The following is an 18,793-nucleotide window of genomic DNA, read 5'->3' as shown; positions in this document are numbered from 1 at the left end:
CGGCTGACATGACTGAACCTATAATTAAGATCTCGACGGATAAGAAAAACTGGGATAGCGCGGTAAGCCTTATTAAAAACCAGGATGTAACTCTTTTTTTTCAGGTAAATACCGGCACGGCAAGCTCCATCAAAATGTTTATTCCGGTAGTAGGGGCAGGCGGCGTTACCGACAAGGGTATCATGACAGCCGCTGCATGGGATGCCCTATTGCCGGTAACAGAACCAGAAAGCTCCGATAGTTTTGATGTAGAGAAAGATGGCACTCCGAACAAAGCAGCCATTAACATAACACCATATAACGACGTGAATTTTGTATTCTCCATTTCGTTTAAAGCTGTCGACAAAGTGCTTTTAACCGACTGCGGATATGAATACAAGGCCGGGGGCTTTACACCAAAACCTTCGCCGGGCCAGTTTGCTATTGAGTTAGTTGACGAAGCCGTAATGCCGACAATTAGCCGGTTTGTTACCAGCAGCGCTGCCTTGCTTGTTAGCGAAGACTATACCTTATCATGGGAGGTTTATGATGCCGAAAAACTATACATTCTGGATGCCGATAGGCAAATAGATGTTCATTCCCTTAAATCTATAAACGGTACACCCACCGCCGGAAAAAAGACGGTAAGGCTGGTTGCAACCAGTGGAACTAAGCCCGATGGATCACCGCTGTACACGGCAGAAAAAAACATAACCATTTTAGGGGGAGTCCGCACGGACATTAACCCCGTACCCGATCCGTTTGCCGGTGGCCTGCTTTTAAACCTTGTTAAAAAGGACGAAAATACCATGTATGGGTTGGTGAAAAACCAAAACAAAAACGAGGTATGGCTATGGGAAACAAACGATGGCGTTACATGGCGAAATACGCAGATAAAGTTTAATGAAAATATACCTGTAGCCGCCGCTTGCAGCAGTGGTGTTTACTATAATAGCAGGATATATCTTATTGGCGGAAGCCGGTTTGACCCCAATGAGAAAAGCGATAAAGTGTATTACCTGGATTTTAGCACCGGGGAGTGGCAAGGCACAGCAGATACGGGTTTTGACGAGCGTATGGGGCAGGCGGTTGTAGTGGTAAAAAACGGCCCCAACCAGGTTGGGGATATTTACATGCTGGGTGGCTACGGCCATGAAGGTACACGTAAGGATATATTCACCTTCAATGGCTTCGACGGATGGAAACATAAGTTTAATATGGATACCACCCTGTGCTTACATACGGCTGTTTTCAGGAATGGGCAATTGCAGGTTTTTGGCGGTAATACCCAATCGCCGAGCCACGCCGACCAGCGTATGAAAGATGCAGTAGGCAGCGCCATACTATCGGACGATAAAAGTTGGAAGAGCCTAAACTTTGAAGATTCGACAGAATCACCAATGTTTCGTTATAATATTGTTACCTGTGCCATGGCGATGTATAAGGGTAGTACCTTCTTGTTTGGCCTTTACGAAGATGGAACTGCTTTTCAAAATATAACCTTGCTGGTAGAGGGCCTTAAACTCGGCAATATGGGCACCGGAAATTATACAGCATTAGAGTACTGTTCAAGTTTGCAGGCTGTGGAATTTAAAGAAGCAATTTGGCTATACAATGTTTATGATAATGACACCCTGATAAGCGAGGGCCTCAAGTATTTCCTTTACCAACCCTCTAACCCACGTATAAAATGAAAAGCCATCTAACTTATAAAGTTACCTTTTGTTTATTGGCGCTTACAGTGTTTACCTGCAATTATGCTGCTGCACAAATTACAACCGTGATACCGGCCGAAATTACCGCCGGTAATGTAGATCCATCCACAACAACTACTACTGGATTAACTTTTAACCTGAACACACTGCCTGCCAATTGTAAAATTACGGCCTGCCAATTACAGTTAACCTGTGAGAAAGACGTAACGGATGCGCCACAGCTTATTTTACTATCGGCAAATAACAACCAGATTGATAACTATGCACTAAAACCATCAAAAACAGGCCGCGGTAGCGTTATAACTTTAACAGTAGGTAAAGCCTGGTTACCAAGGCCGGGTGATATCGGCTATGTGCTGAAGCTAAAACTCGACCACGCAATAAAAAAAACTGCCAATTTTTTTAAGTCTACCGGCGTTTATCAAACCAACCAGAGTTATGCTCCCAGACTTATCGTTTCTTATACCTACGAAAGTGAGGATAAACAGGCCGCCATTACCGACTGGGCTTCCGTGTATGGCAATTATCAGCACCTTTCACAGCTCCCCGTCTCTATTAAGGGTGCGATACCTACGCTATTCAAAAAAACGGAGATCGGAGGGTTTAAAGATTTGCCGCAAAACATGGTTATGTACCGCGACCACATCTACACCGTTACCGATGCAGATGTGGTATCGGTAGATCTTACTACACTAAAAACAGGTGTTGTGTCACCGGCCCTTGGCGGCAGTAAATATAATAGCGCGCCTGTAATTGACCCCTTTGGCCGCTTATACCATGCCGCCCTTGATCAATTTGCCGTTACCGACCTGGCAACCGGCCAATACTCCGGCGGCAAACCCGCGGCCGGCAACATTTCCACCGCGCTAACCATCGGGCCCGACGGTAGTTTGTATGTGCCCTGCGATAACAGTATCAGCGCGTATACGCCGTACCCGAAAAACGCATTGATGTGGGATATTTACCCGGCAGGTAAAAAGAGCCCGGTAGCATTAAACCGTGCCGGTACCATAGCCTACGTGTTTATCCAAAACCAGGCATCGGTAAAATTATACTCGTACAATACTGCCACGGGTTTCCAACTTGGCAGTATTGATATAGACCTTAATGGGGCTACCAGTGAGGACTATCTGCCATCGCCCGTGGTGGACGATAACGGGTATGTTTATTTAACAAACAAAATCAGAGCGGCCGACCGGTTATATATACTCAACCCAGGATTAACCGGGGTTGTGAGAAAAATAGAAAACACGGTATCTATGCCTGCCGGATATATTGACGACCACTTAAAAGTAACGGGTATGTACTTCATCAACCAAAACACGCTATACAAGTACGATTCGGGTTTAGGCGCTTTAACAGCGGTATTAAAGATACCGGGGGATGATGGCCAGCAAGTGCGGTCGTTAGTTACCGATCAAAGCAATGGCATTTATTACACCATCACCGGCAAATCGGCTTTCTATTATAAACCTGCAAACGCCGATGCGTTTACCAGCTTTGATTTGGGCGTGAATTTTGAAAAGAACCTGTTGATAGGTGCCGATGTTACGTTTTATACCGCCACCGGGAATAATATAATTGCCATAAAGTCGGCATCCTACAGCGGTGATTATGAATTGGTAACGGGCGATCAAAACCGTAACAACAATAGTTTTATCGGCAACGATATCACCATCCATGACGATTTCAGCTTCAGTAATTACAAGTATATAAAAGCGATAAACGGTATTACCTTTTTGGGTAAGGCAACGCTTACAAAAAACGCCGAAGTATTGATAAAAGTTGGGAAAGTGGGTAATGGCGTTCGTTTTAATAATGATTTTACGGTGGCAAAAGGTGCGGTTTTACAAGTTAAAACAGGTAATTAACCCTACGGATTGTAACCCGGTTTTTACCTTGTGATTTTTGTAGGCCTGTATACAACATGTTCTAATAATTTAACCAAAATGATGAAAACTCACCAAACATGTGCAACCGTGCCACAGTGATGGAATATAAGTTTGCCCTTATCGCGCTGGCGTTGTTCGGCCGGATGCTAAAGTTACCAACCACCTTCGGCCGAATGGCATAAAAGGTTCAGTTTTCACAAAGGTTTCCAGGTAGAAAAAGGTGCCGCAATGGCAGTTAAAATAAGTTATTAAAAAATAAATTAATATGAAAATGAATTCATATTTCGCAAAGCCCGCGAAACCCGCGGCAAACCGTAAATTTTTTCCGATCGCCTTACTGATGGCGATGCAATGCACAATAGTGTTAGGCCAAGAGCAGCCGGTAAAAAAAGTTTTAAAAGCAGCAAACGGCGATATTATGCCGGCGCTTTATATTAGCCCCACCGGCAATGTTGGTATAGGTACTAACGGAGCCCAACAAAAATTGGCCATAAACGGCGATGTGGGCTTAATGGGCAATGCTTTATATTTTAACGAAGACCAGGGTGACCATAGCTCATTTATAAAGGCTAACTATGTTAATGAGCATACACAATTAACCGACTACCACTTAAACATTGGCGGGTTTAACGGCGTTAACGTGGGTAATTTTGCAAGTAAAAACGGCACATACTTTCCCTTTTTAAAAGTAGGCATTGCCAGGCAAAGCGGCGTGATTGATATTATGGCAGATAAACGCACAGGCGACCACCCTACAGGCCTGGTGCTATACGTAACGGGGAATATGGAACAAGACCGTGGAGTAGAGTTTAGGACAACGGATGCTTCGGAGGGGGTGGGTTTTAGTAAAAACACCATGTATCAAACCGGGACTGGCAGAAGCCTTAATTTTAAGGTAAAGGGTGATGGCAATGTGCTTTTTTTTACACGCGATGCCGAGCGGATGTTTATAAACAGTAATGGCCTTGTAGGCATAAAAAATGACCTTAAAATTGACGGAAAGATATATTGGGATTGGCCGGACCGGTCAATATCGCAGGTTACAACTTCGCCGGGGGCATCTTACATTAATTTTTCAAATTCTAACGCCAATACCGGCAATAAGGATGGCGGTTTTAGGTTTAGCGATCATAATAGAGCAACGCCGGCCATGCGCATCAGGAACGGTTTTGTTGGCATTGGTATCGATCAACCGGAATTCCCGCTGGATGTAAGGGGAGAAAGAAATAGCGGTACCGGATATTCCGGAAGAGAATTTACCAGGTACGGCGATAATGGAATTATGGCCGGTAGGGGCTTTGGAACTTGCAGTGTTTTTGCCAGCGGTGATTTTGTGACACGGAATGCTTTTGTAGGATCGTACAATAGCGATTTTTCCGATATCCGGCTCAAAAAGGATATTCACAAAAGTTCTTCGCGCGAGGACCTGGCCACGTTGCTGCGTGTGCAAGTGTCAGATTATAAAATGATAGATACCATTAATAACAACCGATCATACAAAAAGGTGATAGCCCAGCAAGTACAACATGTTTACCCGCAAGCGGTAGGCGTCAGCTTCAACACCCTGCCCGATGTGTTTCAAAATGCGGTGTCGGTAACCCATCAGCAGGATAGCCTTTACATCATTACCGTTGCTAATCCTCAACATTTGAAAGCAGGGGATAAGATCGAACTGAAGTTTGCTCACCTGGCCGATGCAAATGTATCGGTTATCAAAATCAACAGCGACAGAAGCTTCACCGTTACCTCGGCCATTGCACTCGACCAGCAAAAGGGTGTCTTCGTTTACGGCCACCCTGCAACGGATGTACTAACAATTGATTACGATGCCATCAGCATGCTTAATGTATCTGCCACGCAACAGCTGGCCAAAACTATTGATGAACAGCAAAAGCAAATAGTGGCACTTGAAAAACAGGTGGCGCAGCTTTCGCAAATGGTTACCGCGCTTATCCCGAAGACAAAAGATAGTAAAACTGCAACTGCCGCGCAGGTAACAGCATCTGTCTCCAAATAAATTTGGCCTTCAAAATAAATTAACAGGCCGCCCGAAGCTTGGTTTATTAAATATTTTGACTACGCCTAAAAACAAAAAACGCCTTAAAAACATCATTTAAGGCGTTTTTTAATTGTTTGATATATAAATGCGGAGAGGGAGGATTGGAACCCGTGTGAGTTTTGATGACAAAATTGATTAAACTACTTAAAATCAAATGATTGTATGTTTCTTGTTTTAGGGAAAACCGTTAATAATTATTGCCATTACTTTAAATGTTAAGGATATTTAAACCTGTATCCTGCGAAATATCTGTGACGTGACTGTTTGGAACTGATTAATATTAAATATTGGAGTATTTTAACGGTCAATTTCTGATATCAAGCCATGTTTAAAGCCTATTTAGATAAACTAAGCATCTCGAATCTAAGCAAGCAGTTGTCGACGGCAACATTAACGCTTTCGGTTTTAAGGCCTAATTTGCATATTCTCAGGTATGTCGAGTATAATTTCAGGAAATGGTACTGGTAGCTATTGCCAGCGACGAGCCGCAATTGATCCTGATCCCAGGGAATGTCGGCGGCGGCAACTCTGTTTATGCTTTCCCCGCATGTTTATGAAACACCCAGGCGAAATGGCTAATGTCTTTGCAGGGATGGACGCCACCAAGGATACAGACGTCAATGTCAGCAAACAACGCGTATGAATCGCCAATGAAGGGGAAAGGCTGAGTGAACATCTGATTAGTGTACATAATAAGTGTAAGTTATTATAACATTCACGTTACAATTGCATAGTTTTAGCATTAATTTCAAAACCAATTTAACCCTAATTTAAAGAAGCCCAATGTCCGGATATGATGGATATACTGATCAGGAATTGCTCGTTTTAGTAAGAAGAAGCGACAGAACGGCGTTTACTGAACTGTATGAAAGACATTGGGATACTGTATATTCTCAGGCATTTAAAAAACTAAACGATGCTGATGTCGCCAAAGATATTACCCAGGAAGTGTTTATCTACCTATGGACCCATCGAGAAACGAACCTTATCGAAAATCTTGAAGCCTATTTGTTTAGCGCTGTCCGTAACAATATATTCAGGTTCCTGAAAAAAGAGAGTCGGTTTATTTGTATTTCTGATTTAGTTCTGGAGGCAAGGGCATTCAGTTCCGAAGCTGATGCACTGATACTACAAAAAGAACTGGTTAAATCCTATGAATTGCTGGTCAAATCCATGGCACCTGCTCAGAAATTAATATATGAAATGCGTTTTCACGAAGATTTGTCGACCCTTGAAATTGCCCAGCAACTCAATATTTCCCGAAAAACTGTGCAAAATCAACTTACAAGAGCTTTAACTCTGCTCAGAAGTTCACTGGCATCTATTGCCATTATTATCATTTCGCACCGTTAATATTGATGTTAATCGTTTAATGACGGATTGTCTTTAGCTGATAGTCCTTAAGCTCTAAGTCGGGAATGAATAAATTTATCTTTTTGACTTACGACTTAGTTCTATTAGCTTAATTTAAGAATTTCCATTCTGTCTGATGACTCAAGTTATCAGTTTAAAAAACCGTCGTTGAAAGTTTTTTAAACTGTAATACACTCTGTTAATATCCTGCTTTACCCTCATAAATTGAAAAACCGGTGTCATTAAAAAGAAATCTCCACACGGAAAAAAAATATTTTTTTTTCGCGTGGGACTTTTCTCACTTAATGTCTCATGTATATACCAATATCAATAAACCAATGACAAAAGAGCTGTTTTTAGTAATTCTTACTAACTATCTTGACGGCAATGCCACCAAAGAAGAAGAAGACTTCCTGCATGCCTATTACAACTTTTTTATGGCCGATGTAGATGTGATTGCTTTATTGGATGAAAAGCAAAAGGACCGGTTAAAATCATCAATGAAATTGAATATTGATGATTTTATAGATTCAGAAATAAAGCCTGTTAGAAAAATAAATATTTGGCCACGAATTGTCGCAGCCGCATCCATCACTTTAGCGCTATCTTTTGGGGGCTATCTGTTATTGCATAAGCCTAAACCCCAACAAATAGTACATATTCAGCGCAATGATATTGCGCCAATAGGTAACAAAGCCACCCTGACACTCTCGGGGGGCAGGCAAATAGTACTTGACGCAAAGCACAACGGCCAGTTGGCGCAACAAAAAAATATGGTGGTTAGTCAGGCCGCTAACGGAATAATTACTTATTCGGCAAATCAACATAATAACCCCAACGATAATTCACTTATTTACAACACAATGACCACCGGTGGCGGACAATATTCACTCCAGTTATCTGATGGTACGAAAGTATGGCTAAACTCTGCTTCGTCCATAACTTATCCGGTTGCGTTCACTGGCAAGGATAGAAAAGTGGAAATTACAGGTGAAGTGTATTTTGAAGTCGCCCATAATAAAGCTAAGCCGTTCTCGGTGACTACCCATGGCCAAACCGTTCAGGTGCTGGGTACGCACTTTAATATCAATGCATACGATGATGAGGCGCAAATGAAAACAACACTGTTAGAGGGAAGTATCAAAATAAGTAAGGCTGATCAGGCTACTCAGCTTGTACCAGGACAGCAAGCCCAAATCAGATTTGATTCAAACAATATTAAAATAAACAGTGGTGCAGATGTAGAACAAGCCATTGCCTGGAAAAATGGGTTATTTAGCTATGATCAGACCGATCTGCGGGAAGTTATGAGGCAGTTGGCGAGAGCATACGAAGTAAAAATTGAATATGAAGGGAAAATTCCAGCGCGAACATTTACCGGAAAAATCCATCGAAACATCAGTGCTTCAGAGGTACTTGATATTTTAAAGTTCACAAGAATAAACTTCAGGCTTGAGGATAAGAAAATTATTGTTACCCCATAAGGGCTTAATAAGAGACTACTACCCGATAAACCAATTAATAAACCAATTAAACCCACAAAAAATGAAAGAAACTTTACAAGAATGATTAATCAGGGGGGTAAAAAAATAAGCCGGAAAGTGTTGGTCCACCGTCCGGCAAGTTTGAGTTAACCCTTTCTATCCGCCGGATAGCGGAAAGATAAAAACAAGTTAGAGTCTATTTTTTACGTATTAACCCAAACATTACAAAAGTATGAAATTAAATACTTTAAAACGTGGTGTGCCGTCCCTATGGCTGCCACATAAATTGCTATTGATTATGAAACTAACAACGTTCATCCTCATCATAGCCCTTGCACAGGTCAGTGCAAAAGGATTTGGACAGAGAATAACGCTGAACGAAAAAAACACTTCAGTAAAAAAGGTTTTACATGTCATTGAACAACAAAGTGGCTATACTTTTTTTTATGACACTAAAGATTTGCCAAATACGCAAATCACGGTTCAGCTAAAGGATGCATCAGTAGAAGATGCAGTGAAGGCGAGTTTAAAAGACCTGCCTTTAACTTATAAGTTCGTTAAAAACAATATTGTGTTAACCCGGAAAGAGGTTTTACAGGAAAATCAACTGAAAACAAATGTTTTAATAAAAATAGATGTTTCCGGAAAGATTGTAGATTCATTGGGCAGGCCATTAAGCGGCGCGACAGTTACCAATAAAACCGCCAATACCCATACGGGGGCCAACGCCAATGGCGAATTTGCAATAACGGCGAACGCGGGGGATAAAATAGAGATTGCCTTTATAGGATATGAATCTTATGTATTCACGGCGAAGGCTAAAGAGCCATTTGTTGCCATTACCCTGCACGAAACTTTAGGTAAGCTTAACGAGGTTGTGGTTGTTGGTTATGGTACCCAGCGGAAGTCTGATGTAACCGGTTCTTTATCCAGCCTGTCATCCAAAGATTTTAAAGACCAGCCGGTTACCCGGGTTGACCAGGCCTTACAGGGCAGGGTTGCAGGTGTGCAGGTGGTTAGTAATTCGGGGGCACCCGGTGGTGATGTTAAAATCAGGGTGCGGGGTTCCAATTCTATACTTGGGGATAACAATCCGCTTTACGTTATTGATGGTTTTATAGGGGGCGATTTTAACAACCTGAATCCTGATGACATCGCTAATATTGAAGTTTTGAAAGACGCGTCGAGCACAGCAATTTATGGTAGCAGGGGAGCAAACGGTGTTGTTTTGATAACCACTAAAAAAGGAAACGCGCAAAAACAGGAAATAACCCTTACGCCTGTTTTTTATTCATCAAAGGTTATTAAAAAAATGGATTTGATGAACGCGGCCGACTTTGCTACAACGGTAAATGCCCGAAATGCGGCCCTTAATATATCTCCTTTCTTTACCCAGGCACAAATAGATAATTTTAAAACCACAGGAGGAACTAATTGGCAGGATTTGGTTTTCAGAAATGCGCCAGGACAGGAATATAAGTTAGGCTATTCGGGCGGCAATGCAAAAACACAATTCTTTATTTCGGGCGATTATCTTAACCAGGATGGTATTGTTATTAATTCAAACTTTAAGCGGTACGCCCTCAGATCCAATATCAATACACAATTTTCGGATAAATTAAGTACCCGGCTTAATATCTCGGCCATAAGAAGAGAAACCCTGAATACGGGTAACCAGGGTACAGGCGGCTCGGTTAACCAGGCTTTGGCATGGGCGCCAACCACGCCTGTAAGGACCGCTGCAGGAACATATACCATTGTAGATCCGCTGGGTTCTATTCGTAGTAATCCGGTTGCTTTGGCAAATGACGCAGAAAATATCGTCGACAACTCCAATATAACCTTAAACGGAGGAGCAAATTACCATTTTTTCAAGGACCTTTCGTTGGACGTAAGCTTTGGTGTAGATTATCAGAATATTCAAGGCAAAAACTATTCCGGGCCAACTATTACCAATAATATTCCAAACGCCAGCCGCACATCTACAGAATTGATTAATTTGCAAAATACCAATACTTTAAACTATTCGCACCTGTTCAATAACGTGCATAGCCTAAATGTAACCGCGGTATTTGAGCAGCAGAAATATACATCAACAGGGTTTAGCGCAAATGCTAACAACCTTACATTTGCTAACCTGGGCTACGATAACCTTGCTTTATCCACTACACAATCGGCGGGGTCGGCCTATTCTGGGTCGGCTTTAATCTCTTATTTGGGCCGGGTAAACTATGCATTTAAAGACAAGTATCTGCTAACGGTTTCGGTCAGGAGAGACGGTTCTTCAAAATTTCAACCCGCCAACCAGGAAAGTACATTCCCATCAATTGCTTTGGGCTGGAAACTCTCCGAAGAGTCCTTTATCAAAAAACTGGACCTTTTTGATACATTCAAAATCAGGGGCAGTTGGGGCTTAACGGGAAGCCAGGCTATTAATCCTTATGCCACGCTTTCAACCTACCTCAGCGATGCCTTTTCGGCGGCCAACAGTTTCAACAATACCTCGGTTTCTTCGGGAATAGTACTTGGTAACGCAGCCAATCCCTTCCTGAAATGGGAGACCACGCAGGCAGAAGATCTGGGCTTAGATCTGTCGTTGTTTAACAACAGGTTAAGCTTTACAGCTGATGCCTATGTTAAAAATACCAGGGATTTACTTTTATCCCTTCCGTTGCCGGCTTATGCAGGAGGTGGAAACATCATTAGTAACGTAGGAAAAATGAAAAACAGCGGGCTCGAATTCAACATTGGCGGCACACCCGTACAATCGGGTAAGTTTACCTGGTCCAGCTCGTTTAACATAACGTTTCAAAAAAACCTGGTTAAAAGCTTAGGTACAATAGCCAGTGTATTTTCAGACAAAAGCGTACCAAACGCGGGAGCAGGCCTATCTACCCAACCTGAATTTATTATTAAACCTGGTTATGCACTTGGGTCATACTGGGGGCTGAAATATTTGGGGACATGGAAACCAAATGAAGCTACCGAAGCTGCAAAATATGGCAACAAGCCAGGGGATTCACACTACCAGGATTTAAACGGCGACAATGCGATAAACGGTAGTGATTTTCAGATTATTGGGAACGGCACGCCTAAACAATCACTCGGCTGGAACAATACTTTTACTTATGGTGATTTCTCGGTAAATGTATTTGTACAGTCGTTATTGGGCTTTAACAAGCTGGATTACTCTTATGCCAGTTCTATAACCGCTAATGCAGATGCCAAGCAAGCTACTAATGTAGGCGTTTTAAACAGGTACCAGCCGGGTATCAATGAAACTTCAAATATACCGGCATTCAGTTCTACCAATAAAGACTATTTTGAATCGAGCCGTTTTTTGGAGAATGGAAATTTTGTGAGGCTGAAGAACTTAAATATTTCTTATCACCTGCCAAAAGGTACCATCAAAAATGTCGACTTGAAGCTATTTATAGGTGCAACTAACCTATTTACCATAACCAAATATAAAGGATTTGATCCGGAGTCAACCAACGCGGGTTCGGGCTCGGATGTTACCCAAAGCATTGATTTTGGTTCTTATCCTAATTCCAAGACATTTAACGTAGGTGCGGTATTGAAGTTTTAAACTTATTGAAAAGATAAATTATGAAAAAGATTTTAATTATAGTAATGATCCTATCGGTGGTGGGCTGTAAAAAAGCGCTGAAAGAAGACCCCAGAGGCCAGGTAGTAGGTACACAGGCATTAAGTACGGTAGCCGGTTTAAATGCAGCATTGGTAGGCGCCTATAAACCATTATCAACCACCTGGATAAATGGATTTACTACGGCAGCAGTTGTTGCCGTGTTAATGGGATCCGATGACCTCACTACTCACCCGGCCAGCAACAAGGCCGACCTGAGGGAATTTGATCAATATCATGTTTCCAATCTTAACGGGAGGATGCTCAATATCTGGAACGGGTGCTACAAATCAATACAAGGCTCCAATAACATCATCAACAATTATAAATCAACCACAGGCGATGCTGCCGCTATCAGTCAAATCGTGGGCGAAGCTTATTACCTTCGCGCGCTTGATTATTATTGGCTTGTTAGGTTATGGGGAAAAATTCCGCTGATCACTTCAGAAGTTTACAGCCCCGAGGTTTTAAAAGTTGGGACCTCGGCCCCGGCAGAAGTATATAAACTGATTGAAAGCGATTTGTTGAATGCCGAAAAACTGATGCAAAATAAAAAACTGGATGCAGGCAGGGCCTCAAAAGGCGCCGCGTCGGCGTTGCTTGCAGATGTTTATCTTACAGAAGGCGGCTGGCCTGTTAATGATAATTCAAAATACGCGTTGGCTGCCGCTAAAGCGAAAGAGGTAATTGATAACAAGGCGGCCTACAGTTTTGATCTGGTAGCCGATCTGGGCACATTATGGCAGAATACCCGGTTAGGAACAACAACATCTGAAGAAGTTTTTGCCATTCATAATTGCGGTACATGTAACTGGTTTAACTCAAATGCGCTTTATGGTTCGTCTGCAATGCCCGGAGAAGAAAACGGCTGGGACGATTTTTTTGCAGAAATCAAATTTTTCAATGATTTCCCGGCCGGTCCCAGAAAGGATGCCACTTTCCACACGGTTATTAAAAAGTCTGATGGTACAACTATACCATGGCAGAGCGATGCAGTAAAACACCCTTATTATGAGAAGTTCAGAGCTCCTGTTGAGGGCAGTACCGACGGCTCAAGTGCAACCGTCCAAATGATGCGGTATGCACATGTTTTACTGATATATGCCGAGGCGCAAGCCAGGAGCGGCGCTGCTAATGACCAGGCTTACGCAAGTATTAACGCAGTACGTGCCCGCGCTGGTTTAGCTCCTTTGAGTGGTTTATCAAGTACAGATTTTGTAAAAGCGGTAATTAACGAAAGGGCCTGGGAATTTGCCGGTGAATATACCCGGTGGTTTGATATAACGCGTTTGCAGCTGTTAACCCAGGTTATTGCTAACCGAGATCCCTCAGAAAACGCGCCGATTGGAACGCCACAATACTATTTGCCTATCCCGGCCGGTGATCTTCAGTTAAATCCAAACTTAGGAAATTAATAATCCTTCAACCTATAAAATTCCTAACCGACTCCAATTATTAGTGTTAGAATGCAAGATGTAAAAAGTTTAGCATGATTTTGATGGAATCGCCGTACTGGCGGTTCCATCTTTTGTCTTGGCACAGTCGCCTGTCAACATCAACGGGCTTTAGTTAAAAAAAATGATTTAAAACGGTTTTGTATGTTACTAATTAGCATGCTTTAAATAAGAAATAAAAGAATGGCAAGAATATTTATGACAATCATGTTGCTAATACTAATGTTGTTTTCTTCCGTGCGGGGGGAGGCACAGTCACCTGTATTGGCGCGGCCTACTTCCCGGCAACTTGAGTTTCAGGATCTTGAACTTGGAGTTTTTATTCATTACAGTATTGACACATATGCCGCTCGCGACGCACCGCAGGGCAGTACACCGGCATCGGCATTTAACCCAACTGCGCTGAACCCGGAGCAATGGGTGTTGGCCGCTAAAGCAATGGGTGCAACCTATATGGTGCTTACAGCCAGGCATGAACAAGGCTTTTGTTTGTGGCCTACAAAAACTACAGATTACAGTATTGCGTCGAGCCCTTACAAAAATGGCAAAGGCGATATTGTAAGGGAATTTGTAAATGCATGCAGAAAACACGGGTTGAAGGTTGGTTTATATACTGCCCCCTGGATTGATTCACATTGGGAAGCCAGCCAGCCGGGGCATAAAGATGGCGAAACCGGAAGGATAGACAAACTTGATGATCCGGAACTTTATAAGAAGGCCCTGCAGAAAGAGAAAGCGCAGATAACGGAATTGATGACCAACTATGGCCCTCTTGCTTTTATCTGGGACGATCATTTTGGCCGTTCAGATGCAATCGATTCTGTACCTCATGGCGGTAAATTAAGAGCGTTTTATGCCACGTTAACGCGATATGCACACGAGCTTCAACCCGGATGCCTTTTCTTGGGGCCAGATATAGAGCATGTTGGCAATGAAAATGGTAAAGCCGGCTACCCCCTTTGGAACGCGTTGAATACAATTGATGGTACTAAGTATTCCATCAGTACAACATACAGGTGGGATCATGCCAACATAGGTGAGCCATCAGGTAAATTCTATCGTCCGCAAATTGCCCCGACTACTGTAAGCTTTAGTACCGGGGGATGGATGTGGGCGGGGCGACGTGAGCCCCAACCACTCGAGAGACGCATGCAAACTTACTATGAAACGGTAGGGCGCGGATCGGGAATTATCGTGAACCTGACTCCTGACCGGCGCGGGTTGATTCCGGACAACCTGGTTGCAGCCGCCAGGGAAATGGGCGATGAAATTAAGCGTAGGTTCAGCAATCCGATTGCTGCATCTCATTCAAAATCGCCTGTGCAAACCCTGAAATTTAATGGATTAAAAACATTTGACCATGTGGTTACTATGGAAGACCTGCATGACGGACAAAAAATTTCGAAATATACTATTGAAGCACAAGTTGATGGTAAGTGGAAAACTATTATACCAGGGCAAACTATAGGCCACAAGCGGATAGATCAGTTTGCTAAAGTTTCGGCCACGGCCTTGCGTTTTACGGTTACCAGTTCTATTATTCAACCGGCAGTAATGCGTAGCATAACTATTTTTAATGCAGATGCTTTTTAAGCCCTTTATCAGCTTATTTATGAGATTATTAATACATTGGACCCCAAAAAGATGAAACGCATTACACTTATCACGTTATTAATAGTAATCAAAAGTTTTGCCTTTGCCAATACGAACAAACCCATTGCTGATACACCTGCACATGGCAGCGTAATACTTGATGCCGATGGCCAACCCATCAATGCCCATGGCCCTGGTGTAATGCATCATCAAGGTGTCTATTATCTTTTTGGTGAAATAAAAAATGGAAAAACCTGGCTTGTGCCGGGCCAGAACTGGGAAGATTACCGGGTTCCGGCTGGAGGTATATCCTGCTATTCATCTACCGATCTGAAGCATTGGAAATATAGGGGCATAGCCTTGAAACCGGTAGTGAATGACCCGGGCAATGACCTGGATACCGGCAGGGTGATAGAAAGGCCCAAAGTGATCTATAATGAACATACAAAGAAATTTGTGATGTGGATGCATATAGATAAGAACGACTACAACTATTCGCGGGGTGGTGTCGCCATAAGTGATAGCCCGGCTGGGCCATACCAATACCTGGGGAGTACAAAACCCAATGACCAAATGTTAAGGGACATGACCTTGTATAAAGATGATGACGGTAAAGCTTACCTGATCTACTCATCCGAAGATAACAATACGATGCATGTTTGCCTGTTGAGCGATGATTATTTAAAGCCAACAACAACGGATGTAAGAATATTTGAGAATAAAAGGAGGGAAAGCCCTGCTATTTTTAAAAATAATGGGAAATACTACTTAATTACTTCAGGCTGTTCGGGCTGGTCGCCAAACGCGGCATCTTATGCGGTTGCTGATCATGTTATGGGACCATGGATAGAACAAGTTAACCCATGTAAAGGATCAAACGCAGAAGTAACTTTTTTTTCACAGAGAGCATTTGTGCTGCCCGTTGCAGGTAAGGCGGGAGAGTTTATCTTTATGGGAGATGTGTGGAATAAAACCGATCTGGAAAAATCTGCCTATCTATGGTTGCCTCTATCCATAAGTGATGGTAAGATAGAGATTTATAACCACTAACATTATAGGATTGATATGGTGAGTAAAGTACCTGTAATGCTTTCCTGTGAATTCAAATGCTATCATTTTTATAAATAAGCAGTTTAAAAAAGAAGACCTAATAATACTGATTCTATTATTAGGTTTTTACCTTTTTAATCGTTATTATAAAGCAGGGGAAATTAACGGTAGATGCCTCTTGTTTTCCGCCATTTTATATCATCATGAAAAGAACGGCGAAGGAAACGGTGTTTCGACGTCGAACCCGTATTCCGATATAGCAGACAAAACCACCGGTTCCGGCGCTTCATGCTCCGTGGTAAAGAAAAAGTAGCGATAGAATCGGTTTTACTTTCAATTGCTCAAAATCTAAGAAAAAAGCAACCTGAAAGGGCCTTTTCTGCCTGTTTTCATTAAATGCTCCTTATTCCTAAGCCATCAATCAAAAACTACTCACCATTTATTTTTTAGATCTAATATAAAAAGACCGCATCATTGATTTATGATACTGCCTCTCTTTTTATTTTAATCGAAATTCAATCTTCGTTTCAATCAAATAGAGGTACATGTTTAATTCGAACCCATTATTCCACTATTTACAAATATGATAATCAACGGATATTCCCCAATAATGGACGCGTGTTAGCGTGCGGACAAAATGCAAATTGTGTAAGTGCGTTAAATTTTTTATTTGGATTTTTGTTTCCCTATATTTGAAAACCAATTTTTAATTTTTTCGCCCCCTTGCTAAATCCATTAAGTAAAAATTCCGGAGACGATAATGCGAATAAAGCCGATATCCGAAGCCGTCTTGCGAAAGGGGATCAGGATTCATTCCAGGAGTTTTTTGAGATAAATCATCGCAAAGTTTTTAATTATATTTTTAAAGTAGTTAAGTCAAGAGAAGTAAGCGAGGAGCTTATGCTCGATATTTTTGTGAAAGTGTGGTCGGCTAAAGAAATGATGATTGACGTTAAAAACATTGACGCCTTTTTATACCGGATGGCGCTAAACAAAGCCTTAGACTTTTTAAAAACCGCAGCCCGCGAAAATAAGCTAAAAGCATTGCTGCTAAACCATATCCAATCGCAGGCCGAGGCATATGCCGACGAAAGCTATAGCGTTAAAGAATTTGAGAGCCAGCTAAAAGGTTTTATCCATCAATTGCCGCCTCAGCAACAGCTTATCCTGAGCTTAAGCCGCGATGAAGGTTTATCGCACCAGCAAATAGCCGAGCAGTTATTGATCTCAAAAAATACGGTAAAAAATCACCTGGTTACGGCCTTAAAAACTTTACGCAGGCATATAAGAAGCATCCATATATTGATTTGCTTATCTATTTTTCATTTTTTGTAATTTTTTTACGCTCCAACTAGTCCTGCCTGTCTTGTTTGTCGTCTATACAATAAACCGATTAAACAAAGGCAGTTCTATATGTCATCAAATTCCCTTTTCAGGCTTAAATTTCTTTTCAATAAGTATCTAACAAATACTTGTACAGCAGAGGAATTTGAAGAATTGTTTACGCTCATCAACAGCGAGGAAAACAGCAGGCAGGTTGAAACCATTCTTCAATCGTTATGGGAAGACACCGCCTCGGTAAACACTCAGGATCAATCGGGTGATGATTCAAAGCAATTGTTTGCCCGGTTGCTTAGTATGATAGAGGATAAGCCTGATTACCAGCGGCATTTTAAAAAAACAAATTATTTCAGACGATGGGCTGTGGCAGCTTCCTTACTGCTGCTGTCAGGGGCCGGATGGTACATCTTTAAAAAACAGGCGCCGCAAAACACCCCGGTGCTTGCCAATCGTACGGTTGTCGAAAAAAGGAATACCACCATTTTATTGCCCGACGGAAGCAAAGTGGTACTTAATAAAGACAGCCATTTAAATTATCCGGCAAAATTTAATGGCAAAAACAGGGAGGTATATTTAACCGGCGAGGGCTATTTTGACATCGCCCATGATGCAGCCCATCCGTTTCTTGTACACGCCCGCAGTTTAACTACCAGGGTGCTCGGAACAGCATTTAACATTAAGGCATATCCCAACGACAAGTTGGTTGAGGTTACGGTAACCCGTGGCAAAGTGCAGGTTTCTGACGATAAGAAAAGTCTGGCTATTCTGCTCCCCAATCAGCATATCAGCTACAATGAAAATAATAGTATTTATAAAAAAGATATCACCAACTCAAAACTGGCGGTATTGTGGAAAGAGGATGACCTGGTGATGGATAATATCAGCATGAAAGAAGCTACAGCCATTTTATCCGAGCGCTACGGGGTAAAACTAATTATGGCGAATACAAAAATTCAAAATTGCCGGTTTACAGCCTCATTTTTAAATACCACCGGGCTTGATCAGATGCTGGACGTTTTATGCAGGCTTAATAACATTAAATTTATTACAAGTGATAACGGAAAAGAAATAACACTCCTTGGCGAGGGGTGTAACTGATTAATACAAACTAATTATTTAACCAAATTAAACATTATGAAAAAAAAAGTACTCATCCGAAATAACCCATAGCGATACGCTGATACAAAAAATGCCCCAAGCTACCGACTCTCACATCTTCAGCTATAG

Annotated in this window: 11 protein-coding genes and 1 pseudogene; all 12 read left to right on the top strand. The window is 42.1% G+C overall.

Annotated features, from left to right (window positions below; all coding sequences use genetic code 11):
- Positions 1–8: 8 nt before the first annotated feature.
- The 12 genes and pseudogenes from AC1RM2_RS32260 to AC1RM2_RS32205 all read left to right on the top strand — a co-directional run bounded on the left by AC1RM2_RS32260 (position 9) and on the right by AC1RM2_RS32205 (position 18,664).
- Positions 9–1,673 carry a Kelch repeat-containing protein gene (locus AC1RM2_RS32260; protein ID WP_492989239.1) on the top strand — a complete coding sequence of 555 codons (1,665 nt, stop codon included), beginning with the start codon at positions 9–11 and terminating at the stop codon, positions 1,671–1,673.
- Positions 1,670–3,565 (top strand): NHL repeat-containing protein, encoded by a 1,896-nt coding sequence (locus AC1RM2_RS32255; protein ID WP_492989238.1) that lies wholly within the window; start codon positions 1,670–1,672, stop codon positions 3,563–3,565. Before AC1RM2_RS32260 ends, AC1RM2_RS32255 begins: the two co-directional genes overlap by 4 nt.
- A gap of 292 nt (positions 3,566–3,857) precedes the next feature.
- Positions 3,858–5,603 (top strand): tail fiber domain-containing protein, encoded by a 1,746-nt coding sequence (locus AC1RM2_RS32250; protein WP_492989237.1) that lies wholly within the window; start codon positions 3,858–3,860, stop codon positions 5,601–5,603.
- A gap of 825 nt (positions 5,604–6,428) precedes the next feature.
- Complete coding sequence (locus AC1RM2_RS32245) at positions 6,429–6,998, top strand: RNA polymerase sigma factor (RefSeq protein ID WP_492989236.1); 570 nt, start codon at positions 6,429–6,431, stop codon at positions 6,996–6,998.
- A 338-nt stretch (positions 6,999–7,336) separates the two neighbouring features.
- Complete coding sequence (locus AC1RM2_RS32240) at positions 7,337–8,482, top strand: FecR family protein (RefSeq protein ID WP_492989235.1); 1,146 nt, start codon at positions 7,337–7,339, stop codon at positions 8,480–8,482.
- Positions 8,483–8,714: 232 nt separating this feature from the next.
- Positions 8,715–12,071, top strand: coding sequence for a TonB-dependent receptor (locus AC1RM2_RS32235; RefSeq protein ID WP_492989234.1), 3,357 nt, complete (start codon positions 8,715–8,717; stop codon positions 12,069–12,071).
- Between the two features lie 20 nt (positions 12,072–12,091).
- Positions 12,092–13,543: a RagB/SusD family nutrient uptake outer membrane protein gene (locus AC1RM2_RS32230; RefSeq protein ID WP_492989233.1), complete on the top strand. Its 1,452-nt coding sequence runs from the start codon at positions 12,092–12,094 to the stop codon at positions 13,541–13,543.
- Positions 13,544–13,765: 222 nt separating this feature from the next.
- Positions 13,766–15,175: an alpha-L-fucosidase gene (locus AC1RM2_RS32225; protein WP_492989232.1), complete on the top strand. Its 1,410-nt coding sequence runs from the start codon at positions 13,766–13,768 to the stop codon at positions 15,173–15,175.
- Positions 15,176–15,226: 51 nt separating this feature from the next.
- Complete coding sequence (locus AC1RM2_RS32220; RefSeq protein WP_492989231.1) at positions 15,227–16,225, top strand: glycoside hydrolase family 43 protein; 999 nt, start codon at positions 15,227–15,229, stop codon at positions 16,223–16,225.
- A gap of 210 nt (positions 16,226–16,435) precedes the next feature.
- Positions 16,436–16,621: pseudogene (locus AC1RM2_RS32215) on the top strand (transposase); the annotation flags it as partial.
- 327 nt (positions 16,622–16,948) lie between these two features.
- Complete coding sequence (locus AC1RM2_RS32210; protein WP_492989230.1) at positions 16,949–17,560, top strand: RNA polymerase sigma-70 factor; 612 nt, start codon at positions 16,949–16,951, stop codon at positions 17,558–17,560.
- Positions 17,561–17,638: 78 nt separating this feature from the next.
- Complete coding sequence (locus tag AC1RM2_RS32205; protein WP_492989229.1) at positions 17,639–18,664, top strand: FecR family protein; 1,026 nt, start codon at positions 17,639–17,641, stop codon at positions 18,662–18,664.
- Positions 18,665–18,793: the final 129 nt, after the last annotated feature.

Source organism: Mucilaginibacter sp. GW822-FHT03E02 (assembly GCF_058801545.1).
The sequence above is the reverse complement of the archived record's forward strand: the minus strand, read 5'-3'. Positions and strand labels throughout refer to the sequence as shown.